Origin of the sequence: Muribaculum intestinale (assembly GCF_002201515.1) — a bacterium.
In the GTDB taxonomy this organism is placed as follows: domain Bacteria; phylum Bacteroidota; class Bacteroidia; order Bacteroidales; family Muribaculaceae; genus Muribaculum; species Muribaculum intestinale.
In genome coordinates this window covers 1,731,962-1,757,426 of record NZ_CP021421.1, presented here as the reverse complement: position 1 = coordinate 1,757,426, position 25,465 = coordinate 1,731,962, and the positions used below count along the sequence as shown (strand labels likewise).

Below are 25,465 nucleotides of genomic sequence, written 5' to 3'. Positions count from 1 at the left end.
GATACATACGTTATGACACGCAAGATTCTGACATTCTTCCTGATAATACTTGCAGCCGCCATATCAGCGGGGGCTGCCGTACACTCCGTAAAGGATATACCCAACGTACACCTGGCCGATGCACGGCGCTATGTGTCGGACCCCGACGGACTCCTGTCGCCAGCCATGCGCGACAGCCTCGACGCAGCCATAAGACGCGTGTGGGAGACATCGTCGGCCGAACTCGCCGTAGTGGTAGTCGACCGCATCGAGGGTGGCGACATCGACAGCTTCGCCACCGAACTGTTTACCGACTGGGGCATCGGCAAGGAGGACAACGACAACGGTGTGCTCTACCTCGTGGCCATGGGCGACCGCAAGGCTGTGATACGCACCGGCTACGGGGCCGAGGGCGTAGTGCCCGACATAATAGCGGGGCGCATCATACGCAGTTCCAACCAATATTTCAAAGGTGGCGACACCGACGGCGGAGTGGCCGACGCGGTAGGCAATCTGAGCTATCTCCTCACAACCCCGGGCGCTACCGAGGAGCTTATGTCGAAATATGCCAACGACCGGCGCCGCGGCGGGGAGGAGACCATCGACTTCTTCGGGATATGGATAAAGATAAGCATGTTTATCGCTGCCCTTATGCTGATATTCTTTATAATCACGCTCGTGTCGACACGTCGTCAGAACCGCTACCAGCGCTACATCAGGCTACAGCAACTGCAACTGCCGGCGCTCATTATCTCGTTTGCCACCATCGGTATGGGGCTTGTGGTATTTGTGCCGCTCATGATTATCATGCGCCGTCTGCGCACAGCATCGCGCAAATGTCCCAACTGCTCGACAAAGATGAAGCGCCTCGACGAGAAGTCGGACAACGCCTACCTCACACCCGCCCAGGACACCGAAGAGCGCATCGACTCAGTCGACTACGACGTGTGGCTGTGTCCCAACTGCGGTGAGACCGACATCCTTCCATATGTCAACCACTCGAAAAACTATACGCCATGTCCAAACTGCGGCGCACGCGCATGTACACTCGTGGCCGACCGCATAGTCAAGAGTCCGACTACAAGAGAGGAGGGCTGGGGACAGAAGATATACAACTGCCGCAACTGCCACAAAGACAATGCCCGCAACTACACTATCCCGAAAGCCGCCCCTCCGGTAGTAATCGTTCCCCCGATTGGTGGCCGAGGCGGTGGATTCGGTGGAGGAGGCTTCGGCGGAGGCTCGTTTGGAGGAGGCTCAACCGGTGGAGGCGGAGCATCGGGAGGATGGTAACTCCCCATACATTTTATATGGACTGTAAATCATGAATGACCTTACTATAGAAGTAAACGGATTGCGACTGTTTGCCCGCCATGGCGTAGGCGAGCAGGAACGCAAGGTAGGAAACCTGTTTGAAGTAACTGTGCACCTCCGCTATCCCGCCGACGGGGCAATCGCGGATGACCGTCTTGAGGATACTCTCAACTATGCCGAAGCTGTGGCAGTGGTGCGTGAAGTAATGACTGTGCCGTCGCAGCTTCTCGAACATGTGGCCGGACGACTGCGCATGGCTCTTACCCGACGTTTCCCGCTCATAGCCGGTGGAATGATACGCGTAGCCAAACTTGTACCCCCCTTTGCCGCCGACATCGATTCGGTAGCGGTAGTGCTACGATGGTGATTGTAGATATCGACAGCATATACATCATTATACTACTATCCCCTTAGAAGCGACAGTCGCCTCTAAGGGGATAGTAGTATAATGATGTGCGATATAAGTGGTCTGTTGCGTCAGAGCATTCCCAGAGCTGCATCATAGTCGGGCTCACCGGTAATCTCATCGACAAGCTCGCGGTATATTACCTTACGGTCGGCGTCAATGATAACGACAGCACGGGTAAGCAGCCCCTTGAGAGGACCATCGACAAGTTCAACGCCATACGAGCGCGCGAACTCCGAAGAACGGAACGCCGACGCCGGAATTACATCCTTCAGCCCTTCGAGCGTACAGAATCGTCCTGCTGCAAAAGGCAGGTCGACCGACACACAGAGCACTACGGCATCCTTTTTTCCGGCGGCCTTCTCGTTGAACCGGCGCACCGATGTGGCGCATACCGGAGTGTCAAGACTCGGGAAAATATTCAACACTATCTTCTTCCCGGGGAAGTCAGAAAGGCCCACTTCTTTTAGTTCAGGGGTCACAAGCGAGAAATCGGGAGCGGTGGAGCCTACCGAGGGCAGATTTCCACAGGTATGGCATTCGTTACCTTTGAAATATACGGTTTCCATTTCGACAGAATTATTTTTATGAACATGTTAAATGTAAGCCACGGGTCCGACTTGAGAGCACTCTCAACGGAGCATCGCCGCTTTCTGAATAACATCGGACACAAGCGAATTGTTGTAGCCGACAACTACATCGGCCACCACTCCGTCGCTCCCGACCAGTATCACCACCGGAAATGTGGCGGTGCCGCAGTCGCGCGCCAAAGCCTTGGCCGATACAAGTGTAGTCTCCCCCATCCTGTCGGCCGGGAGGAGGCTGTCGACAGCGTCACGGTCATTGCTCACCGAGGCCCATAGGATGTCGGCGTTGTAAGGCAGCTGCATGGCCGCGCTTCTCACCCCTTCGATTGTAGCCCGGGCAAACGACGACTCAGGCTCGAAAAGCACCACCATAGTAGGCTGGCGGAATCCCTGAGTGCGTCCTAAATATGTATACCGCTCGCCGGTAAGGGTAGGCAGAGCGAATCTCGGCAGAGGCTGTCCCGGCAGATTCACTATGGCAAAAGTATTTTCTCGATACTTCTCGAATATATCGGGGTACATGTCGGCGAGCAGACTGTCGGTAAGCGGGGCACACGCCAGAGGTGCCTCCGGAGCGGTGTATGTCGCCACAATGGTCTGCTCGGCCAGAGCGCCCGGATTGTTGTCGGTGGTGATGCACAGAGGCATGGCGCTCTCACGGTCGAAGAGATAAAGAGCCTCACGCGACACAGCGCCGTTCACCTCAAGCCGCGCGCCAAGAGCCATGGCCGCGCGCCCGTCGACTATAGTGTCGGGGGTGAAATGCCACAGGTAGTCCGACGATGTGGTTATAGCCTCTATCTCGTCGGCGATAAACTGCGGCAACAGTTCGGCAAACTGTGTGCGCCTCTGCGCGCCCGGCGTGCGTCCCGAGGGGAGAAAAGGCATAGGGTCTGACAGAAAATGCCGTTCTACCATACGCTCGCCGCGGAATGTGAACAGATTGCCGCTGAAATATGCCGAGAAGCCGTCGGTAGCGACTCGGTTCTCCGACCCCGGCACCGACCACCGTATCAGATAATCGCATGGAGCCAGTGTGTCGGCCGGCGATGCGGCGGAATACAGGTCGACATGATACGCCACATCGTCCTGTAGTGACATAAGCACCTTGAAATCGACAGTCGCATTGTAGCACACCTTTCCGCGCAGACGCGAAATAAGGTCATCTACCCCTTGTGACGACATTGCGCACAAGGGGTAGATAAGCACTACTGCTAACAGTAAGCGTAGATTGCATCTCATAGATAAATGTGTGAAACGTTGTAATATAAAAACCGCTACACCACACATTTTGTTCACATGCTCAAGTGATCCTTCGCCCCGAGATGGCACGGGTCAGGCATGCACTTCTTACACATTGAAGCGGAAATGCATTATATCGCCATCCTGCACCACATATTCCTTACCCTCGATACCGAGCTTGCCGGCCTCGCGCACGCCGGTCTCGCCTCCGAGGGCCACATAGTCGTCATACTTGATTACCTCGGCACGGATAAATCCCTTCTCGAAGTCAGTATGGATGATACCGGCACACTTTGGAGCCTTGGAGCCGCGCATGAATGTCCAGGCGCGAACCTCGTCGGGACCTGCGGTAAAGTAGGTCTGAAGGTCGAGCAGCGCGTAGGCCGAGCGTATCAGTCGGCTAACACCCGACTCTTCAAGTCCGATTTCGGCAAGAAATTCCTGACGCTCTTCCCAAGTGTCGAGTTCCGCGATATCGGCCTCGGTCTGGGCGGCCACAATCAGTATCTGGGCGTTCTCCCCCTTCACGGCCTCACGTACGGCCTCCACATAGGCGTTGCCGGTGGCTGCAGAGCCGTCGTCGACATTACATACATAGAGCACAGGCTTGTTGGTGAGCAGGAACAGTTCGCGGGCAAATTTCTGCTCATCCTGTCCGTCAAAGCTCACCGAGCGTGCAGGCAGACCCTGGTCGAGCGCCTCCTTGTAGCGGAGGAGCACATCAAGTTGCATCTTGGCCACCTTGTCGCCTCCGGTCTGCGCCTGTTTCTGGGTCTTGGCGATACGGCTCTCTACGGTCTCGAGGTCCTTGAGCTGAAGTTCGTAATCGATAATCTCCTTGTCGCGCACGGGATCAACCGAGCCGTCGACATGGGTGATATTGTCGTCGTCGAAGCAGCGGAGCACATGTATGATGGCATCGGTCTCGCGGATGTTGGCCAGGAACTTGTTGCCCAGGCCCTCGCCCTTGGAAGCACCCTTTACCAGACCGGCAATATCGACAATCTCGACCGTGGCGGGCACCACGCTCTTGGGCTGACACATCTCCACGAGTTTGGTCAGGCGGTCGTCGGGCACGGTGATTACGCCCACATTCGGCTCAATGGTACAGAATGGAAAGTTGGCCGACTGAGCCTTAGCGTTTGACAGACAGTTGAAAAGGGTCGATTTGCCCACGTTGGGCAGACCGACTATGCCGCATTGCAATGCCATGATAGTTCTGTTTTAATTATGTAAGTTGCTTGTATGATTCAAAAACACGGGGCATCCACATAGCTTCGCGGGGGTGTCAGCAATGGTTAATATGCCGGCAATCTCCTCAAAAGCAAAGTGATATTTCCATGGCAAAGTTAGTAAAAATCCCCCACTCCGCGAAATCGCTCACAATCGTCGTATGCCGATGTTACTTAACAACAAACACCATCCCATTTGTCGCCGGGCAAAAACCAAATTGTCACCTCTCACCTATGGTTGCGAACCGCTATGGCGGCTCTTACCATAGGCTAACGTTGTGAACGCCCCCAGAGGGGCTATGCGCTAACGCGTTGGGTTGCCATCGCAGAGCCATCCGGGCATCCGCCAATCCACCGTCTCAACATCACGCGCCATCCAGGGATGAACACATACCAATCTCCCTCCATCATCCTCGCCACCTCAACATCACGTGCCATCCGTGGATGAACACTGCGATTGTATTGCCATCCCTCTATTTTTGGTTTACATATGCAACTCCACGCGTCAGCGCATAGCCCCTCTGGGGGCGTCTACAACGTTAGCCCCACCCAAGAGCCGCCTTAGCGGTTCGCAGAGTGGGGTTGGCCCCCTTCCACGGAATGCCTGGCGTAGCCCGGCGACTAGTCGCCCATCTCGGTCAGATACATGGCTACCGAATCGTGGGCTGCATGGAAACCGCAGTTCTCGTAAAATCCTGTGCCATGCGTATAGGCTATAAGCACAATCTTAAGGTAATCGGCATATCGCTCCTTGGCTATTTCCACGAGGCGCCGCCCGATGCCACAATGCTGGCACTCAGGGTCGACAAGCAGATAATGTATATATGCCGTCATCACCCCGTCGTCCATCGCACACAACATACCTACGAGGCGCTCGCCGTCCCAGGCCGACAGCACTGTCTCATACCGCTGCATGGCCTGCACCAGACGTTCGGGATAGCGTCCCGACGACCATTCGACCGACAGGAACAGCCGCTCCAGTTCATCGCGGCCAAAAGTCTTAATCTCCTTATACTCTATATTACTGTTCATATCCATACTGTATCTGTCATGGCGCACTGCTCTCTAACTATTCGTCGCACTCAGAGGCCACGTAATGATGATGGGCCGAGCATTCATGTATCGAATGGTCGACAATTATATGCCTGTTGGCCATGCCTGCGATTGCCGACATCTCGTGGCTCACAAGCACAATGGTAGTATCACCGGCCAACTGTCCGATTATATCATAGAGCTGATGCTCAAACCGTTTGTCGATATAACTCAGCGGCTCATCAAGTACAAGCAGCTCGGGAGCTGATATCATGGCCCGCCCGAGCAGCGTGCGCTGAAGCTGTCCGCCCGACAGTTCACCGATGGCCGCATCGGCACGCTCACAGAGGCCCATAAGCGCAATGGTATCGTCAACGCGGCGCATGCGGGATGCCTTGTCGGTATTCACCCCGAGCAGCCCCGAGGCTATCACCTCGCGCACCGTAATGGGGAACCGCGAGTCGACCATATTCTTCTGAGGCAGATAGCCTATAGGCAGACGCGTCACCTCGTGTCCGTCGGTGTCGCGGTAGACGACACTCCCTGCTGTCGGTGGCAGTAGCTTGAGCATCATGCGCAGAAGCGAAGTCTTTCCCCCGCCGTTAGGCCCCGTTATAGCCATAAAATCGCCCCGCCTGACGCTAAAGTCGATGTCGTTCAACACCACCCGGCGGTCGTAGCGCAGCGAGACGCCCTGCATCTCGATTATCGTACTGTTCATTGTGAGTCAGATGCCATGGCATTGGCTATATTCAGCATTTCCCCCTTCCAGTCGTAGTCAAGAGGATTGATTTCCACTACCCGTGCGCCAATCTGGTCATTGACGGTCTGGGCCTGTCGCGAGTCGGCATCCTTCTGGAAGAACATCACACGGGCGCTGTCACTTCGTGCCGTTTCCACAGCGCGGCTTATATCCTCAACCGACATCTCCTTACCTTCGGGGCTGAGAGCTATCTGGTGGAGACCGTAGTCGCGGGCGAAATAGCTGAGCGATGGATGCCACACGACAAACGACGCTCCGCGGCACGGGCGCAGTATTGAGTCTAGCGCCATGTCGAGCGAATCGAGCGACTGAATAAATGTCTTGAACCGGCGGGCATAGTATCCCTTGTTGGACGGGTCTATGTCGACCATAGCCTCATACATGTTGGATGCCATCTTCTTGACATTGCGCACCGACGTCCATGTATGCGGATCAACTTCGGCAGCCACCTCCTCTCCCGCTCCCTCGCGGGCATGTGTACCCGTGATGAGCGCCACCCCCTCCGAGGTATCGTAAAGTCGCAGTCCGGGATTGTTGTTGTGAATCTTGTTGATGATAGCGCTCTCAAACGGTATGTTGCCAACACGCATGTATGCTTTCGACATCTCCAGATTAAGCAGATGGGTCATACTGGGGTCGTAGCTCTCCGGATTGGCACCGCTCCCGAGCAGACACTTTACGTCCCACTTGTCGCCGACTATCTGCTCGAGTATATATTTCTGCGGCTGTATGCTGACCGTCACCGCGGGTTTCTGCTCCTGATGTCCGATACATCCGGACAACAGTGCCGCAGGAATCAGAAGCGCTGACACAAGGAGCATGCCGGCAGTCTTACGGTAGTGAATCTTGGCCATGTATTCTTGATTTTTTGCAAATTTAATAAATCTGCGACAACCTGCCGTCACCCTCTTGCCTTGTATACCCGCGAATAAAGAAATTCGCGTGCGCTGTCAAGATCAATGTCACCAGAAGTCATCAGCACCATAGGCAGAGGATTGAGTCCCGAGGCATAAGGTGGCTGCATATACTCAAACGAGTAGCGCGGCTCAAGACCGTGTCGGCGGTAAAAGTCGATACGTCGCACGGCCATAGGCCCCGAGTCGGGGAGTTCGACTTCAAGCAGAAGAGGCTTGTCGGATTCCTCCCTCAGCCGCTCTATTACCGCCCCGCCGATGCCGTTGCCGCGCATATGGTCGAGAGTGGCGAAATGCTCGATATAAAGAAATTCGCCAGAGTCCCATGTCGTAACGAAACCGGCTATACGCCCCCCGGCATATATCACACGGAAATCGAAAGCAGGCTCGCCACCGTCGATAAGTGAAAAAAGATGGTGACACGGACGCCTCTCATCAGCAGGGAAGGCCAGCAGATAAAGCGACAGAATGGAGATAGGCATACTCTCATGAGAGGTAATTTTAATAAATTCAGGTTTCATATGCGTAATCCGGACTTTGCCAAAGGTAGCTTTTTACGATTGTTTTACAAATTTAGCGGAACTTTATGAAAGTTTCATTATTTATGCGTAATTTTGCTTTTTGAAAAAGGAAGAGTGTTTCACTTTATCTTTTTTCATATCTCAACAATTCATTACAAACTTTAAACAAGTACATTAAAATATAAGTTTATGGCAAGAGCTCAATTGGATTCTCTGGATTACAAAATTCTTCATACACTGTCGTCAAACGGTCGTAAGCCTTACCTTGAGATAGCACGCGAGTGTGGTGTTTCAGGCGCTGCTATCCATCAGCGTATACAGAAGCTCACCGCAATGGGTGTGCTCAAAGGCTCTGAATGCCTTATCGACGCAGCTTCGGTAGGCTACGACACATGCGCCTACATCGGCTTCTTCCTCAAGGACCCGTCGAAGTTTGATGAAGTTGTAGAGCGTCTCCGCGAAATACCCGAAGTAGTGGAAGTACACTTCACCACCGGACAGTACGACATGTTTATCAAACTATATGCTCGCAACAACGACCACCTGCTCCACCTCATCCACGAAGAGCTGCAGGCGCTCGGCCTGGCCCGCACAGAGTCACTGATATCATTCAAGGAGGTATTCAAGCGTCAGCTTCCGATACATCAGCGCAACAAGGACTGATACCCTCCGTTTCTCCCCACGTCATTAGCGAACATTCACCTCTCCCCATACCTTATTATATATAAAGTAGACGGTGCGTACGTCCGATACCCGGTAGTGCGCACCGTCTGCATAAATAAAGGCACCAACTTGATATCAAATATTATAGTCTAAAAAAGGAATTATGCAAGACCTCAGACCTCATCTCGACGGTATATTGCTCGACGCCATGTCGCTGGCACGCCAGGCAGGAGCGGTACATATGCGCTACTTCCGCGGAAATGAACTCGACATCACCGCCAAACTCAACGATGCCGACATAGTGACAGCCGCCGACAAGGCCGCCGAACGACTTATCATCGACAGCATACGCCGGAAATATCCCGACCATTCCATACTCTCGGAGGAATCGGGTGAGACTGTGCAGGCCCCGGGATTCCGCTGGGTAATCGACCCGCTCGACGGCACCACCAACTTCTCACAGGGTCTGCCGATATTCAGTGTGTCAATCGGCGTGGAGTATGAGGGACGCCCGGTGGTGGGAGTGGTCTACGACGCATATCTCGACGAGATGTTCCACGCCGTGGAGGGCGCCGGAGCATTTCTCAACGGCAACCCCATACATTGCGCCGAAAAGAGTTCGCTTGACCACGCTGTGGTGTCGACAGGATTTCCGGTAGACAAGGGCGAGACGCCTGACAACAATCTCGACAATGTGTCGCGCATAATGCCCCGAGTGCGCGGGTTGCGGCGACTCGGGTCGGCGGCCATGGACATGTGTTATGTGGCAGCCGGATTTCTCGACGGCTATTGGGAACTCAACCTCCACCGCTGGGACGTGAGCGCCGCAATGCTTATCGTAAACGAGGCGGGAGGCAGTTGCACGGAGTTCCGCACCGACCGCAACATAAGCCTTGTGGCCGCATCGCCGGCTATACACGACATGCTCCTGCCGCTTATCTCTACCCGCCCCGCACAATGAACACACCCTCCCTCAATATGGACAAGCTGATGATGCGCCGTGCCATACAGCTCGCCCGCCACGGACTCGGCACCACATCGCCCAATCCTATGGTAGGAGCCGTGATTGCTCTACCCGACGGGAGGATTATCGGCGAGGGATGGCACAGACGGTGTGGCGAAGGACATGCCGAGGTCAATGCCGTGGCCTCGGTAGCCGACCGCGACATGCTGCGCGAGGCCACAATCTACGTGACCCTCGAACCATGCTCCCACTACGGACGCACGCCTCCATGCTCGAAACTCATAATCGACTGCGGCATACCGCGTGTGGTAGTCGGCACACTTGATCCGGCACCATGGGTGGCCGGACGCGGAGTGGCCATGCTACGCGAAGTCGGTCGTAAAGTGACCGTAGGCATTCTTGAGGAAGAGTGCAGGGCCTTGAACCCGGTATTCATGACAGCCCACAGCCTCGGCCGTCCGTGGGTGACATTGAAATGGGCACAGAGCGCCGACGGCTTCATCGACCGCGAACGCTGTCCCGGCGGAGCTCCGGCCCGCTTCTCGACTGCACTGTCGACAATGCTCGTACATCGTCTGCGCTCGCTCCACGACGCCATACTCGTAGGGAGCGGTACTGTCATAGCTGATAATCCGTCGCTGACCACACGCGCATGGCCAGGACGCGACGCCACTCCCGTAGTGGCCGACCGACGGGGACGCATCAATCCAGTGTCGACATGCCTCGATACCGACAGACTGATAACCCTCGGTGTATCCACCCCTGCGGATATGCTGGCCATCTTGCGGGAAAAAGGCATAACCTCGGTGCTCGTAGAGGGTGGCGCAGCCATACTGCAATCGTTTATCGACGCAGGCCTATATGATTTCGTGCGCGTGGAGACATCGCCGGTACGTCTGAATACAGGAGTCCCGGCTCCTGCTATCGGCCTTGTTCCAGCCGATAGCTTTGAAGTCGGGACTAACCGTATCGATTTATACGGACGTGTGCCTTGGTGGGCCTCAATCCGCTAAACCGAAAATTCCAAAATAGATTCAGTTGTAAGAGATTGTCTATTTGACCATCAGTTTCTTGCCTACGGCCAGATAGATGCCTCGTGGGAGCGTTATGCTTGCCGATGATTCTGCGCCCACGCGCTCGGCTGCGACCTGACGGCCCACAATATCATACACAATCACGGTAGTGTCGCTACCGCCGTTGTTTACGACATTTATGCATCCGACTCCGCCCATTACCTCTATGCCATCGGCTGCTGCTATGCCGGATATGGCGGATGTCGACGACGATTGCTTCAGACTCTCGGGCAGTATGGCCTTGCCGATAAAGCCCTTCCAGTTTACTGCTTTCTCACCGGCTTCCAGACCCTTTGGTGCCGGAGTGCCTTTTGTGCGGCCCGTATAGTATACTACACCCTCCTTGGGGTCGTAGGCGATATTGTACATTGTGATTGTTGTGCCTGTGATAAGGTCAAACGAAGCACTCTCGTCGTAAGCGAGCGTATTAGCGTCCATCGCATGCATGAAGATAGGCGCGGGATTCACACCCCAGTTGTAGCCGTAAGCCCACACGTCGCCGGTGCCGGCGGGATTCTGTATCGCACCGAAGTAGCCGATGATTCCAGTCTTGGCGTTATATGCGCTTGTTGCCTGTGCGGCCACGAGACGGCCGTCGGTAGCCGATGCCTTGAAGATATACCCCTCGCGCATCTTGTTTTTCGACTCAACGGCCACTCCTGTCGACGGATCGTAGAACTTGCCGTTGCCCATGCCTCCGAGCCATATATTATTGCCGGCCTTGGAGATTGAGCTGTTCTGGATTACATTGGCATTGTATGTGGCGTCGCGCTCGCCGTTGTAGATTGACACCCAGTCGGCATTGAGGTCGGAGTCAAACTTGCCGAGCACGATATTGAACACATTGGCAAGGGGTGACAGAGTCACTCCGCCAAACTCGCAGTTCTCGCCCTCGACACCCTTCATATAAGCATGCACATACAGAGCGCCGTCGGCCCACACCATTGACTGAATCGAACCCTTCTTCACAATGCCCTTGTTGGCGGCATTGCCCGCAAAGTATCCGTTGCTGTCGAGTTTCACAAGGAATAGATCGCCGTTGTCATACTGTGTGAAGTCGCCGTCGAAATTATCCATATTGTCGGGGGTGAGCACAGTCTCCGTGCCGTCGGCGTTGGGGAAATGCATAGGCATTACATAGCGTCCTCCAAGATACACATTGCCGTAATCATCACCTTCCACAGCAAGCAGATCGACCGATACTGTCACCTCCTTGTTGTTGACTACAGGATGCTCTACATCAATCAGACGCGACCACTGTATCGCTCCTTCATTATCGACCTTAAGCACTATCAGCGCATTATAGCGGCTCTCGCCACACTGCCAGTCAATGGTGTGGCTGTCCCCTTTGCCATCGACAAAATTGATAGGCTCCGACTCATATCCCTGCGCATGGCGCATACGCAGAGCAACTATGGCACCTCCGTCGGCAGTTGCCACGACTCCGTTCTGGTTTGTCCATGTCTCCCCGCTGTTACTGTAAAGAGTATAGAGCTTGTTCCCTGATTTGTCGAGTTTTACAAGACAAACATTCTGATTGGCCGAGGTAGTTGTCGACTTTGAGCCTTCAAACAGACTCTCGCCATTGTAGGTAATCTGCAGATTGCCGTCAGCAGTGCCGGCAGTCGAAAGCCAGTATACACTGTTGTCGTCATACTCTATGACAAGCGGACACACGCCGCTCGAAGTCGGGCCGTCAAGATAGTTGATCCACTGCGAATCGCCATCGGCGGCATAAGCACCCAGGGCACACACTGCCGCCATTGATGCAAGAAGAGTAAATTTCTTCATATTGAAATTAAGTTAAATATGATTGGTTGATTTTCCGCATGCAAAGTTAACGGCACGTTTATTCACAAAAAATACCATATTTTAGGCAAAAAAATGTCTGAATATACCGTCTAAATACTAAAATTTAGGTATTTCTCACGCTCGGCAGGGTCCGTAACTTTGCATTCACAAAGAATATATGCCCTGTATATGAAGCTATTCCTCAGCATAATACTTTTCATTATCGCATTTTCGACACCTGTACACGTATTTTCAGCCGACAGTTTCACTCTATCCGGCAATGTCCGCGATTCCGCCGACAACGAGCCTCTCACAGGAGCATCCATATCGGTAAATCCGGGCAACCACATATCGGCTACCGACATTGACGGACACTTCTCCCTGTCTCTGCCAAAGGGCACTTATACTCTGAAAATATCATATATAGGATATACCCCTCTGACGCGCCGGATTACCCTGAGCGGCGACATGTCAATCACATTGCACCCTAAGCGTTCGGGCATTGCGCTCGGCGAAGTCACCGTCACAGCCTCGGAGTCGACAGGCATCACAAGCTCATCGCGTATCGGGCGCGACGCTATGGCTCATCTTCAGCCGACAAGTTTTACCGATCTTCTCGAATTGCTTCCGGGTGGCATGTCGAAAGACCCCGATATGAGTTCAGTCAATTCGATAGCCCTCCGGGAGACGGGAGTCAAGGGGGCGACAGGTGCCGACGTGACCAATCCTGATTATGCCGTGACATCGCTCGGCACACTGTTTATGATTGACGGCACACCGGTCAACGGCGACGCTAACCTACAGACAGTAGGCACCACATCCGACGCCACCTCACCCGACTATACCCGCAACACCACCAACCGCGGAGTCGACATGCGCACAATCTCTACCGACAATATCGAATCAGTCGAGATTGTGCGCGGCATTCCCTCGGCTGAATACGGCAATCTAACCTCCGGCCTGGTCAATATCAAACGTATCCGCCGCTCGACTCCGCTCTATGCCCGCTTCAAGGCCGACGAATACAGCAAATTATTCTATGTCGGCAAGGGGTTCGGCATACGTGGCCACGAACATGTGATAAATGCCGATCTCGGGTGGCTTGACTCCAAGAGCGACCCACGTAATTCGCTTGAGAACTACCGTCGCCTGACAGCCTCGGCCCGACTGAGTATGCGCTGGATACGTCCGGCTACAGTCACGTCATTCTCTTTCGGAGGTGACTTCACCGGCTCTTTCGACAATGCCAAGTCTGACCCCGACCTCTCATACCGGAAAGTCGACGAGTACCGTTCGGAGTATCGGCGCACATCGGTCACATCCGATTTCTCGATGAGATTCACTCACGGCTCACTGCTGAAAGGGATTCTCATTAATGCCTCGGGAAGCTACCAAAACGACAGACTGACACGTCGCAAGCAGGTGGCCCCACAACGTGCGTCGGTAGCGCCTACATCCATGGCCGAAGGAGTGAACGACGGCAGCTATCTGCTCGGCGAATATATCGCCGACTATCTTAGCGACGGCCGGCCAGTAAATATATTTATCAAATCACGCGCAAACGGCTCGCTTCCTCTCGGCAGCATATCCAACGACTGGAAACTCGGCGTCGAATATACTTTCTCAAAAAATTACGGACACGGCCAGGTATACGACCTCACACGTCCGTTGTCGGCATCCTGGACATCGCGTCCGAGAGCTTATCGTGACATACCTGCCCTACAGGTAGTATCGTCATTCATAGAGGAACAGGCTACAGTACCTGTCGGAGGAAACTCGGTAGAGATTCAGGCCGGCGCACGAACAATAAGCCTTGTAGGTCTTGACCGACGCTACTCACTGAACGGAAAGGTATACATAGACCCGCGCGCCAACATCGTATGGAATTTCCCTGCCATACGGATAGGCGACCGCAAGCTGAGGCTCCTCGCCGCCGGAGGATGGGGGCTCACTACCAAGATGCCGACAGTAGATTACCTGTTTCCTCAGGCGGCATACAACGATTTCGTGCAACTCAACTATTACGATGTTGCCAATCCGCGCGAACACAGCCGTGTGAGTCTGCGCACATATATCGACGATGCCACCAACTACTCGCTGCGCTCCGCACGCAATCATAAATGGGAAATACGCCTCGGAGCCGAACTCGAGGGGAACCGTATGTCGGTGACATATTTCCGGGAAAAGATGAACGACGGATTCCGTTATTCGTCATACTACGCGCCATACTCCTACCGCAAATACGATGCCTCGGCCATTAATCCGGCGCAGCTCGAAGCCCCACCGGCACTTGAGTCACTCCCGTATGAGGATGTGACAGTGCTCGACGGATTCCGACGCGCCACCAACGGTACCCGTATCGACAAGGAGGGTATCGAGTTCCAGCTTAACACTATGCGCATACCGGCAATCGCTACGGCGCTAACCGTCACCGGAGCATGGTTTCGCTCTACCTATTCCAACTCGCAGATGCTGTATGCAACAGTCACCGATGTCGTAGGCCAGACTCCCGTAAGCGACATGTATATCGGCCTGTACGACTATCGCGACGGACGTGTCAACGAACAGTTCAACACCAACTTCATGCTCGACACCCAGATTCCAAAGCGCGGACTCATATTCACCACCTCAATACAATGCATGTGGTGGACCAAATCGACACGTCTGCGCCAGAACGGCACTCCCGTCAGCTATCTGTCGGCGGCTGACGGTCTGTTGCATCCATACACCTCCGCCGATGCGTCAGACCCTGCACGACAGTTCCTCATAAAGCATTACAACGAAGATACATACCGCACATTCCGTGTACCACTGGCAGTCTATGTCAACCTCAAGGCCACCAAAAGTATCGGACGCTACCTCAATGTATCAATGTTTGTCAACAGGCTTTTCGACCACCTGCCGTCATACTATTCCAACGGTATACTGGTACGACGCTCCTCCGACCCGTATTTCGGCATGGAGCTTAACTTCACTATATGAAACATAATTGACCGATATGAAACATATATTACTTGCTTTACTGCCGCTGTTGGCGCTACTGTGCGGATGCGGCGATGACTCCCTGTCGGGCGCGGTTGACGTGGCCCGCGTTAACATACAGATTGAGCGCCCCTCCGACCTCGATTCCGATGCTGATGTGACGCGCGGCAATCTCTCGTTCCGTAACGTATCGTCGGGACTAACATCACAATGGCTCGAAGGCGACGATATCTCGGTAATGCCGGGTCTCTACGATATCGACTACTCGGCCGAGGTGAGACTTCCATCCGGCACGGTGACTCAACTGAAGGCAGCCCGACGCTCGGTGGTCCTTCCGGCTTCGTCCACGCCCGTAAATATCGTGATGCAGGCCTACAACAACCGCATCGCCGACGATCTGGTAATCGCCGAGGTATTCTTCTCCGGGACTCTGCAAAGCTCGGGCAACCAGTATTACGGCGACGACTATGTGAAGCTGTACAACAACACCGACCACGTGTTGTATGCCGACGGAATAACCCTATGGGAGTCTAAATTTACCACTGTCGACAAATACAACTATACTCCCGACATTCTTCCTGAAGCTGTCACCGTACAGGCCCTTTACACGGTGCCCGGCTCGGGCACCGACCATCCGGTTCTCCCGGGCGAATATTTCCTGCTCGCCGACACAGGCATCGACCACCGCACTATAAATCCCAACTCGTTTGACCTCTCGGAGGCTGATTTCGAGTGGTACGATGTATCGACCAAGCCCAACAATCTTGACATCGACTCTCCGACAGTACCCAATCTCGATAAATGGTATTGCTATACATTATCCTTCTTTGTGCTGCACAACCGCGGCTTCCGGGCCTACGGAATATCGCGCATACCTGTCGACCGCGACACATATCTGCGCGACTATCTGTATACCTACAATTACGACATCATAACCGAGGCGGGGGTGTTTCCGATGGAGACATCGGCATTCCGTATGCCCAACGAATGGGTTGTCGACGCAGTATGCTGCTCTGTGGCATCAAGATACGCATGGAACGTGGTGGATGCCTCAATAGACACGGGCTGGACGCATTGCGGCACTATCGACAAGGACAAGACACGCTATTTCCACTCGGTGCGCCGCAAAGTATTGTACATAAACGACAACGGCACACCTGTGCTGAAAGATACCAATGACTCGTCGGCTGACTTCAATCCCGACTGCATTGCTTCTGAAATCGAGCTTCAGGCTACTGCGGCCGATGCCAACGGCACTCCCTGCACTACTCTTACATTCGACGGGATAACACCCGTCACTCCCGACGCCGAAGCCGCCTACCGTCAAGCCAACCACCGATGAACCGCTATCTTCTTATCCTGCCAATATTGGTAGCCACTCCCGCCCTATATGCCTCCGACGAGACGGCCGACAGCATTGCCGCAACGGCAATATTGCAACGGCAACTGACTGTCGACGCACAGACCACAAGGTTTGTCAGCGCACCATATGCCTCTCCGGCGATGCGCCAGTTCCGACTTCCGTTTACCTACGGTACCGTAGGTGCGGGATGGCAAGGTGAATATATATCCGAGGCCGTCAATCCACAGACCGGAAGCGGAGAGCAATATGGATTTTTCAGTGCCGATGCAGAGCTGAAGAGCGGAACATCCACGCTGTGGGGCACAGCCGGCTATACCAACGGCATAATCCGGGATGTACGATACAACGAGACATCCGACATCAGCCTCACCTACCCTTACGTAACGGCAGATGAAGTGGGAGGTGACATGCGTGCCGAGCGATACAGTTTCTCGGGCGGCTACTCCGACCGCTACAGGCATATGGCATGGGGAGTATCGCTGTCGTATGATGCCGGTCTGTATTACCGCAATATCGACCCGCGTCCGCGCAATACCACCGGAACACTCGACATCGACGCAGGCGTGGCTTTGCGCACATGGGCCGACTACTATATCGGCCTGTCGGGAGCATATCGAAAGTACCGTCAGACCTGCGACCTCATGTTCATGAGCGAAACGGGAGAAGCCAAGGTGTATCATCTGACAGGTCTCGGCAACCATTACGCACGCTTCGCCGGCACAGGCTACTGCAATTATTACGACGGTGAGCGCTATCTGGCCCGGGTGACGCTGGTCAGAGCCTCGCGTACCGGCCTAAGTGTCGACGCCGAATTTTCTCGGTTCTTGTTCGACCATATCCTCAAAGACCTTAACCGTCTACCTATGGCCTCGGCCTGGCACAACGAGGCCCGGCTGCATGTCGCATGGCGTCACTCCGGAGAAAGCCACTCATGGGGGATAAAGACTGAGGGGGATTTATATCGCCGACATGGTTCAGAGAATATATTCGGCGATGCCGTAACGGGTACATACCCACAGATAGGCTCGCTTGAGATGTATGCCGACAACCTGCGGCAGATATCTGCCTCGATGTTCTACGAATTCACCGGCAAATCACTGACATGGAGCATTACCCCGGAGTGGGGATACACATACCGGTCGGAAGTTTACGCCTCTCCGGCCGCAAGCCGCAGGACTGAATCCAACAATGTAGCCATCACGGCAGCAATAGCCTCTGTCAATGCCGACAGATGGTACTGGCGCATCGAAGCATCCGCCTTTGTATCCGACGGCCTGAACCTTGGCACACTCCGTACCGGCTCCATATCAATGTCATTGAGCCGGCGCCTTCGTGCCGACCATGCCATAGGGATATCTCTGGGCTATCGCCACAGCGACTACACCGAAGGCCCCACCGCCAATGGCGGAAACGCCTCCATCCAATTTATCTTCTGACATAAACGCAATAAACAATCATTTACCGTCTTGTAAATTTATGAACATAAGAAAGATTCTACTGACAATCACGGCTATTGCCGCGTGCCTGTCGGCATCGGCATACACGGCTGTAAACGACACGGCAGTGCGTGTCGGCACACTCCCCAACGGACTCACGTATTATATCCGCCACAACACCGTGCCGGCAGGGTGCGCCGATTTCTTCCTCGCCAGAAACATGGGTTCGGTGGTCGAACGCGAGAATGAGCGTGGACTCGCCCACTTCCTCGAACACATGTGCTTCAACGGCACTGAACACTTCCCCGGCAACTCGCTGATATCATATCTCGAAACTCTCGGTGTAAAATTCGGAAAAAATCTCAATGCATATACATCGACCGACGAAACGGTATACAACATCTGCAAGGTGCCGTCAGGCCGCATGTCGGCAGTGGATTCATGCCTGCTGATACTGCGCGACTGGAGCTGCGCGCTCACCCTGTCCGACAAGGATATCGACGACGAGCGCGGTGTCATAGTGAACGAATGGCGTCACCGCAACTCGTCGGCCAACCGCATGCTGGAGAACGCTCTACCTACACTTTACCCGGGGTCAATCTATGGAGAGCGTATGCCAATAGGCAAGATGGAAGTCGTGGAAAACTTCAAGCCTAAAACCCTTAGGGATTTCTACCGAAGATGGCATCGTCCGGACAACGAGGCGATTATCATTGTCGGCGACATCAATCCCGACACAATCGAGGCTCGTATCGTATCACTCTTCTCACAGATAAAGGCCCCAAAAGGCGCCAGTAAAACGACTGCACCCACAGTGCCTGTAAGCGACAATCTTATAGTGTCATGCCAGACCGACCACGAACAGCCTGTACACATGGTACAGCTACACTTCCGTCACGATACACCCGATTATACCTCGGAATCCGATGAAATACGAGCCGCTCTTGTAAGCGACCTGATGCTCAACATGCTTGTCAATCGCTTTGACGAACTCGAGTCGGAGCCCGACTGTGCATTCCACCACATGGGTCTCGGCGACCGCAAGTATCTGATGTCGCGTCCGGCCCGTTCACTCATGATTCGCGGTCTGTGTCAGGCCGGACGCGAGGTAGAGAGCCTTACCGCATGGTACCGGGAGATGAAGCGCGCATTTGACTTCGGCTTCCTACCTTCTGAGCTTGAACATGCCAAAGCTCAGCTGTCGGAAACACTTGGAGCAGAACTGCGCAAAGCATCCCGCAAAAGCAACTCCGACTACGCGCGAGAGTACGTGCGCCACTACCTTGACGGCGGAGTGATTTCATCGGTCGAAAGCCGAGTGAACGCCAAGACAGAAATGATGCCCGAGATTACAGCCGATGATATCACTGCCGCACTGCGCTCGATAGTCAATCCGTCGGGACGCGGAGTGGTGATTCTGTCATATATGCCTGAAGAGGAGAACAATTTTGACGAGGATGATATGCGCGCGGCATTCCATTCGGTCAACGACCTGGCTCTGACTCCTTATGTCGACCGTGTGGTCGACGGCCCGATTCTCGAGTCGGAACCGCAACGAGGCGAAATCGCCCGAATTGACTCGCTGGGACGATTCGACGCCGTGCGCTATACTCTCTCCAACGGTATAACAGTGCTGGCGCGGCGCTCACCGGTGACTCCCGGACAAGTACTCGTCAGGGCTCTCAGCCCGGGCGGACTGTCGATGCAGTATACCGACAGTATCGTTCCTTCGCTCAAGATGCTTGAAGAAGTAATACCCATATCGGCTTACGGGCGTTTTTCAGCCAATGACTTGAAGCGCCGCCTTACAGGAAAGGATTTGAAAGTATCGGTAGAAATCAAGGAAACGGAGGAGAAAGTCGAGGCATCGGCGACAACTGCCACGCTTGCCGACGCATTCCGTCTCATGTACCTGCGTATGACCGACATACGCCCCGACCGCAAGGCTTATGAGTCTCTGGTGAAGACTCGCTCGGCACAGTTGCGCAACATGATGCGCAATGCCATACAGATAATGGGCGACTCCATACACCGCAATGTGTACAACCATCACCCGCTTGGCGCCAAGACTATCGCCGCGACTGTCGAAGCAGCCGACTACGACACTATGCTCGGCCTGTATCGTGACCGTTTTGCCGATTGCAGCGACTTCACCTACTATGTGACCGGCGATTTCGCCCCCGACTCTCTCGCCGATCTGCTGGAACGATACGTGGCCTCGCTGCCAGCCGCCGGACGCCGGGAATATCCACGTGAGATGGGCTACCGTTATACTCCGGGCGACAAGGAAATACGATTTACAGCCGAGATGTCGACACCGCAGTCGGTTGTATATACCTTCCGCCATGCAGCATTACCCTATACGATGGAAAATATTGTGGCGGCACGGGCATTCGGCCAGATATACAAATCGCGTCTGCTCGCCGAATTGCGCGAGAAAAGAGGGTGGACCTACTCAATCAATTCCCACTGTTCGGTAGTGCCTGATATGAACGGAATCGACGGACCGACATTCCTCCTGCCTGTATATGTGAAGGTGCCCGATGGTAAAGAGAATGAAACATCGCGCATCGTCGATGACATACTCGCCGGAATCGCCACCGATGGAGTCACCGCCGAAGAACTCGGAAGAGTGCGCGAAAACGCACTGCGCGACAACAATGAGGCTGAGACCGACAACTCCTACTGGCTTGCCGTACTTAAAGTATTTGACCGTGACGGGGTGGACTACCCTGCCGAATATACCGATGCATTCCGCGCCCTCACTCCCGAGGCAATACGCAAGTTCGCATCTGAAAGCATACTCCCCTCGTCGCGGATGAAAATAATAATGACCCCTGCCACCTCCGCAGAGTCGTCAGCCAATTGAAATACCGGGGACTTTTCTATAAATAGCAGATGCCCTGCGAAGCCATTCGAGACTTCGCAGGGCATCTGCTATTTGTTCAAGTAATCTCTCTCTTATACGACAGAAAATGTCATTAAAGAGGGGCGACAGCTATTAGTTCTGGGGATTTACGTCGACAATCTCAACGTCAAATACAAGCATCTGGTTGGGACCGATGCCGGCTGCGGGCTGGCCGTTTACACCATAACCGAGCTTACCGGGGATATAAAGAGTCGCCTTTCCACCCTTTTTGAGCATCTTCAGACCCTCACCGAAACCGGGCACTACGCCACGGGCCATGAAGCGGGCGGGATTGCCCTTGCTTGAGTCAAACTCTTTGCCATCGGTAAAACGTCCGGTGTAATTGACAAGCAGAGGGGTATTGTCGCCGATAGCCTCGCCTTCGCCTTCTTTCTCAATCTTATAGTAGAGACCTGTCTCGCTCTTCTTGATGGCGGGGTCGGTCTTCATAAGGCCGGCCATGTACTCCTCGCCGGCCTTGATGTTGGCCTGCGATTCGGGAGAATTTTCTTTCTCGGCATTCTTGCGTTCCTGTGCGGTCTGCTCGGCACGCTGTGCACAGTTCTGGAACTGCTGCTGCATTGCATCCATCTGAGGCAGAGAGTCGGCAAGAAGGGCTTTCTTGAACTCAGCCATCCACTGGGCTGCGTCAACATTCATGCCAAGTTCTTTCATTGCATATGCACGCTGCTGAGCCAGACGCACACCCATGCTCAGACCCTGAAGATAGCTTTGGTCGGCAGTATCGGCGAGAATGGCAGTCTGCACACCGCGCAGGAAAGCCTCCTTGTCGACCTTTACTCCGGCTGGTGCAGCCTGAAGCATCTGTGCGGCCTGTCCGCCGGCCACATATCCCCATGCTGTAGTCAGAGAGTCATTGAGGGCCTGCTCCTCGGGAGAGAGTTTCGAGCTGCTGTTGCCGCCACAGGAAGTGGCTGTGCCCACAAGCATAGCTGCTGCTCCGAGGGCAAAAATCAGTTTCTTCATAATTGTATATTTTCTATAATCAGATTAATTGTTTACCTTGATAAGTTCCACATCAAAGATCAGAGTGGCATTCGGGCCGATGACATTTCCGGCACCGTTGGGTCCGTAAGCAAGATTAGAGGGGATAAACAGACGCCACTTAGCACCCTCCTTCATCATCTGAAGAGCCTCGACCCAACCGGGGATAACCTGTGTCACACCGAATGTGGCGGGCTCGCCACGCTCTACCGAGCTGTCAAACACTGTGCCGTCGATAAGTTTGCCGGTATAGTGCACAGTAACACTGTCGGTGGCGGCAGGCATCTTGCCGGTGCCTTCCTCAAGCACCTCGTACTGAAGACCGGAAGCGGTAGTCTTTACCTCCACACGCTTGCCGTTCTCATCGAGGAATGTCTTTCCGGCGGCAGCGTTAACCTCGCCCATCTTCTCGGCGGCGGCACGCTGCTCGGCTTCCATCTTTTCAAAGAACTCCTTAATCTCCTTCTTGGCCTCGTCGTAAGTCATTTTGGGAGCTGCGCCCTCAAACACTGCGGCAACGCCGTCGGCGAAATCCTTAACATTAATAGTCTTAATGCCGGAAGCCTGAAAATTGTTGCCCATGCTCAAGCCGAGAGCATAGCTTATACGGTCTAATGAATTGTCCATATCTTAAATCTATTTATTTTGGTTATATATTTTCGAAAATAATACGCTCGTCATTCTCCTTTTGCATAAAGAATCATAACGGTATATTCCCCACAAATTTAACCATAATATTTGAATTGTCAAATTCGGCCGCTACCGGCGCTGTAATATACAACGTTGATAACGTCCAAATGGTTGACAATCAATCGCGCGTGGAGCCCTGTCGGAAGAATGTGATTGAATCCTTAAGGCATTCAATCGAAACGACAGGCACACCGTCAGTCATCTACATACGCCATCACTAAAGGCAATGAGCCATATCCGTGTATATGGAATTGGGAAGGTGATGGGTGGGTATATGGAATGGTGATGGGTGGGCGGATGTCCGGCTGGGGCTGCGATGGCAACCCAACGCGTCAGCGCACAGCCACTCTGGGGGCGTTCACAACGTTAGCCTATGTAAGCTCCGCGTTAGCGGTGCGCAGCCACAGGTTAAGGCACAACCATCCGTCATGCCCGGCGTAGCCCAGCGACTAATCCCCGGGCTACGCCGACAATCCGGCAGAACAACCGGATTCCATTCGGCAGATTAACCGACTTTACTTCTCTGCGCGGAAAGTGGATGCCGGCAAGCCGGCTGAGTTTACAAGATTGGCGCGAGTGAACGGTTGCCATGCATAACGTATATAGCGTGGGGAGGCCACCTTTTCGCTGTAGACTTTCAAGCGCCCGTCATCCGTCACTTCAGCGACAGCAGGGTAGTACAGTCCTTCGGTAGCGGCAAGTTCAAACGTACGCAAGGGCGCCCCGTCGGAACTTGTCATGCCGTCGCCATAATCAAAGTCGACATACACTGCGTCGGCACAGAAATCTGCGCTCCTGAACAACGGACCGCATGGCACAGTGGCCGTCAATCCATAAGTGTCATGCAATGCCAGGCGTCCAAGTCTCTCGCCGATGGGCTGCTTATTGACAGGGTGCACATCGAGCGAATCACCCCAGTCGCTTGACACCGCCATAGCGGTATGAGGGATTTTCTCCATCATCCTGCGCTGGCTGTCGCGAAACCATGGCCAGGACGGACGGTCGATACTCGAGAGCTGTACATAATAGAAGGGCATACTGTCGTTCTCCCATGTCTTGCGCCAGCTGTCAATCAGCAAGGGAAAGAGGCGCTCATGCGCCTCGCTGTTATGGGCATTGGATTCACCCTGATACCAGATTACCCCCTTTATAGGATAACTGTCAAGGGGAAGGATACCCGACTCGTACAGGTAGCATGGTTCGTAAGGATGTCTCTGCTTCGACTTGTTTTCAGCCAATCCTACATTGAGAGCGGCACGCCCACGTACCCAGTCCTGGATAAAATCGTTGTTGGTCCAGTCTCTCAATATCTCGGGGAATCCATACTCAAGAGCGTTGCGGCTTATCCATGCCTCAGTGGGCGAGCCGCCTATGGCATTACATATCAGACCGACCGGCACATTCAGACTGTCGCGCAGCATCTTACCGAAATAATATGCCACGGCAGAGAAATCGGATGCATTGGCGGCAGTAGCCGGTTTCCATTCCGCGCTACGGTAATACTGGAGATGGTTGAGCGAATCAAGCACCGATGCATCCCACTGCACAGGGTCGGTGCGCCAGCGCGCCTTCATGTCGTACAGACGCAACTGATTGTCAGCGCATCCGCTGTCATCGCCGGGAGCTGTAGCCGACTGGCGCAGCATAAATTCCATATTCGACTGTCCGGAGCAGAGCCATACCTCACCGACAAGCACATCGGAGTATTTCAGAGACCTGGAAGGGGTGGATATCATAAGCTCGTACGGACCTCCTGCTTTCATCGGAGGTAGAGTGACATGCCATTTGCCGTCATTGGCCGCAGTGGCGACGGCCTTCACGCCGTTGACGGCAACCGTTACTTTCTCTCCTGCATCGGCAATGCCTTGGATAAGCAACGGCTCATCACGTTGCAACACCATATTATCAGTATAAACGGGCGACATGGCCAGGCCGCCGTAATCGCCTGTAATGGCGGAGTAAACAGTTTTTGCAAGGATGGCAGCACCTTCTGCATCGGGATGCACAGCATCGGGAAAGAGCTGAGGATAGGGATACAGCGGCGCATGGAAATCGATTAACTCCACTCCGGCATATCCGGCTACAGTCTCAATCGCCGACTGTATCTCGCCATGCCAGTCGCGAGTGCCCGAAAGGAAACGCGGATGACAGTCGGCAATCGGAGTCATGCGTGCGATTATCACTCTTGCCTTTGGATTAACCTGACGGAGTGTGTCAATCAGGCTCAGATAATCACCGACGAAGAAATCGCGGTAATTAGGCCAGTTGCGCGGATCGGTGTCATTAATACCAAGATGTATCACCACAATATCGCCGGCAAAATCGAGCGCATCGACATATTCCTGCTGACGGGTATACGGACGATGCCCCTTGTTGAGTAGTGTCGCTCCCGGCTTACCGAAATTGCCTACGATATAACCGTCGCCGAGCATTTCCTGCAACCGCACCGGATATGCCTCCGTGTCACGGTCGGCCAGTCCGGTACCATAGGTGATACTGTTGCCTACACATGCCACCTTTATTTTATCTTTAGCAAAAGACAGCTGACAGCATAGCAGACAGATAATCAATGATAATATCCCTGTATTTCTTATCATACA

At 53.9% G+C, this 25,465-nt stretch carries 20 protein-coding genes; 9 read left to right on the top strand and 11 right to left on the bottom strand.

What is annotated here, in order from left to right:
* Nucleotides 1-12 precede the first annotated feature (12 nt).
* Both ADH68_RS14060 and folB read left to right on the top strand, forming a co-directional pair.
* The gene (locus ADH68_RS14060; RefSeq protein WP_068961394.1) at nucleotides 13-1,272 is read left to right on the top strand and encodes a TPM domain-containing protein; all 1,260 of its coding nucleotides are present in this window, start codon (nucleotides 13-15) and stop codon (nucleotides 1,270-1,272) included.
* 31 nt (nucleotides 1,273-1,303) lie between these two features.
* The gene (gene folB, locus ADH68_RS07120; RefSeq protein WP_068961395.1) at nucleotides 1,304-1,660 is read left to right on the top strand and encodes a dihydroneopterin aldolase; all 357 of its coding nucleotides are present in this window, start codon (nucleotides 1,304-1,306) and stop codon (nucleotides 1,658-1,660) included.
* 110 nt (nucleotides 1,661-1,770) lie between these two features.
* Here folB and tpx read toward each other — a convergent pair whose 3' ends face one another.
* The 7 genes from tpx to ADH68_RS07085 all read right to left on the bottom strand — a co-directional run bounded on the left by tpx (nucleotide 1,771) and on the right by ADH68_RS07085 (nucleotide 7,990).
* Entirely contained in the window at nucleotides 1,771-2,268 is a 498-nt protein-coding gene (gene tpx / locus ADH68_RS07115; RefSeq protein WP_068961396.1) for a thiol peroxidase, read from the bottom strand.
* Between the two features lie 63 nt (nucleotides 2,269-2,331).
* Nucleotides 2,332-3,471, bottom strand: coding sequence for a hypothetical protein (locus tag ADH68_RS07110; protein ID WP_068961397.1), 1,140 nt, complete (start codon nucleotides 3,469-3,471; stop codon nucleotides 2,332-2,334).
* A 165-nt stretch (nucleotides 3,472-3,636) separates the two neighbouring features.
* Nucleotides 3,637-4,740 carry a redox-regulated ATPase YchF gene (gene ychF / locus ADH68_RS07105; protein WP_068961398.1) on the bottom strand — a complete coding sequence of 368 codons (1,104 nt, stop codon included), beginning with the start codon at nucleotides 4,738-4,740 and terminating at the stop codon, nucleotides 3,637-3,639.
* Between the two features lie 641 nt (nucleotides 4,741-5,381).
* Nucleotides 5,382-5,792: a GNAT family N-acetyltransferase gene (locus tag ADH68_RS07100; protein WP_068962136.1), complete on the bottom strand. Its 411-nt coding sequence runs from the start codon at nucleotides 5,790-5,792 to the stop codon at nucleotides 5,382-5,384.
* Nucleotides 5,793-5,829: 37 nt separating this feature from the next.
* Nucleotides 5,830-6,513: a metal ABC transporter ATP-binding protein gene (locus ADH68_RS07095; RefSeq protein WP_068961399.1), complete on the bottom strand. Its 684-nt coding sequence runs from the start codon at nucleotides 6,511-6,513 to the stop codon at nucleotides 5,830-5,832.
* On the bottom strand, nucleotides 6,510-7,409 hold the full coding sequence (locus ADH68_RS07090) for a metal ABC transporter solute-binding protein, Zn/Mn family (protein ID WP_084274099.1): 900 nt from the start codon (nucleotides 7,407-7,409) through the stop codon (nucleotides 6,510-6,512). The genes ADH68_RS07095 and ADH68_RS07090 overlap by 4 nt, the downstream gene beginning before the upstream one ends.
* Before the next feature lie 47 nt (nucleotides 7,410-7,456).
* Complete coding sequence (locus tag ADH68_RS07085; RefSeq protein ID WP_068961400.1) at nucleotides 7,457-7,990, bottom strand: GNAT family N-acetyltransferase; 534 nt, start codon at nucleotides 7,988-7,990, stop codon at nucleotides 7,457-7,459.
* Nucleotides 7,991-8,179: 189 nt separating this feature from the next.
* On the opposite strand from ADH68_RS07085, the gene ADH68_RS07080 reads away from it, so the two are divergent.
* The 3 genes from ADH68_RS07080 to ribD all read left to right on the top strand — a co-directional run bounded on the left by ADH68_RS07080 (nucleotide 8,180) and on the right by ribD (nucleotide 10,630).
* A complete protein-coding gene (locus ADH68_RS07080; RefSeq protein WP_068961401.1) occupies nucleotides 8,180-8,653 on the top strand; it encodes an Lrp/AsnC family transcriptional regulator in 474 nt (157 codons plus the stop codon).
* Between the two features lie 163 nt (nucleotides 8,654-8,816).
* A complete protein-coding gene (locus tag ADH68_RS07075; RefSeq protein WP_068961402.1) occupies nucleotides 8,817-9,614 on the top strand; it encodes an inositol monophosphatase family protein in 798 nt (265 codons plus the stop codon).
* Nucleotides 9,611-10,630 carry a bifunctional diaminohydroxyphosphoribosylaminopyrimidine deaminase/5-amino-6-(5-phosphoribosylamino)uracil reductase RibD gene (gene ribD / locus ADH68_RS07070; RefSeq protein WP_068961403.1) on the top strand — a complete coding sequence of 340 codons (1,020 nt, stop codon included), beginning with the start codon at nucleotides 9,611-9,613 and terminating at the stop codon, nucleotides 10,628-10,630. Before ADH68_RS07075 ends, ribD begins: the two co-directional genes overlap by 4 nt.
* A gap of 39 nt (nucleotides 10,631-10,669) precedes the next feature.
* Here ribD and ADH68_RS07065 read toward each other — a convergent pair whose 3' ends face one another.
* Nucleotides 10,670-12,481 (bottom strand): hypothetical protein, encoded by a 1,812-nt coding sequence (locus ADH68_RS07065; RefSeq protein ID WP_068961404.1) that lies wholly within the window; start codon nucleotides 12,479-12,481, stop codon nucleotides 10,670-10,672.
* 189 nt (nucleotides 12,482-12,670) lie between these two features.
* Between ADH68_RS07065 and ADH68_RS07060 the strand changes: the two genes are divergently transcribed.
* Genes ADH68_RS07060 through ADH68_RS07045 form a run of 4 tightly spaced genes read left to right on the top strand, consistent with a single transcriptional unit; the run spans nucleotide 12,671 to nucleotide 21,131 of the window.
* Nucleotides 12,671-15,463 (top strand): carboxypeptidase-like regulatory domain-containing protein, encoded by a 2,793-nt coding sequence (locus tag ADH68_RS07060; protein WP_068961405.1) that lies wholly within the window; start codon nucleotides 12,671-12,673, stop codon nucleotides 15,461-15,463.
* Nucleotides 15,464-15,479: 16 nt separating this feature from the next.
* Nucleotides 15,480-16,805, top strand: coding sequence for a DUF4876 domain-containing protein (locus tag ADH68_RS07055; protein ID WP_068961406.1), 1,326 nt, complete (start codon nucleotides 15,480-15,482; stop codon nucleotides 16,803-16,805).
* A complete protein-coding gene (locus ADH68_RS07050; RefSeq protein WP_068961407.1) occupies nucleotides 16,802-18,262 on the top strand; it encodes a DUF6850 family outer membrane beta-barrel protein in 1,461 nt (486 codons plus the stop codon). Before ADH68_RS07055 ends, ADH68_RS07050 begins: the two co-directional genes overlap by 4 nt.
* 40 nt (nucleotides 18,263-18,302) lie before the next feature.
* Complete coding sequence (locus ADH68_RS07045; RefSeq protein ID WP_068961408.1) at nucleotides 18,303-21,131, top strand: M16 family metallopeptidase; 2,829 nt, start codon at nucleotides 18,303-18,305, stop codon at nucleotides 21,129-21,131.
* 132 nt (nucleotides 21,132-21,263) lie between these two features.
* Here the strand turns inward: ADH68_RS07045 and ADH68_RS07040 are convergent, their stop codons facing one another.
* The 3 genes from ADH68_RS07040 to ADH68_RS07030 form a co-directional block, all read right to left on the bottom strand.
* Nucleotides 21,264-22,157: an FKBP-type peptidyl-prolyl cis-trans isomerase gene (locus tag ADH68_RS07040; RefSeq protein WP_068961409.1), complete on the bottom strand. Its 894-nt coding sequence runs from the start codon at nucleotides 22,155-22,157 to the stop codon at nucleotides 21,264-21,266.
* A gap of 24 nt (nucleotides 22,158-22,181) precedes the next feature.
* A complete protein-coding gene (locus ADH68_RS07035) occupies nucleotides 22,182-22,802 on the bottom strand; it encodes an FKBP-type peptidyl-prolyl cis-trans isomerase (RefSeq protein ID WP_068961410.1) in 621 nt (206 codons plus the stop codon).
* Between the two features lie 578 nt (nucleotides 22,803-23,380).
* Nucleotides 23,381-25,462 (bottom strand): GDSL-type esterase/lipase family protein, encoded by a 2,082-nt coding sequence (locus ADH68_RS07030; RefSeq protein ID WP_068961411.1) that lies wholly within the window; start codon nucleotides 25,460-25,462, stop codon nucleotides 23,381-23,383.
* Nucleotides 25,463-25,465: the final 3 nt, after the last annotated feature.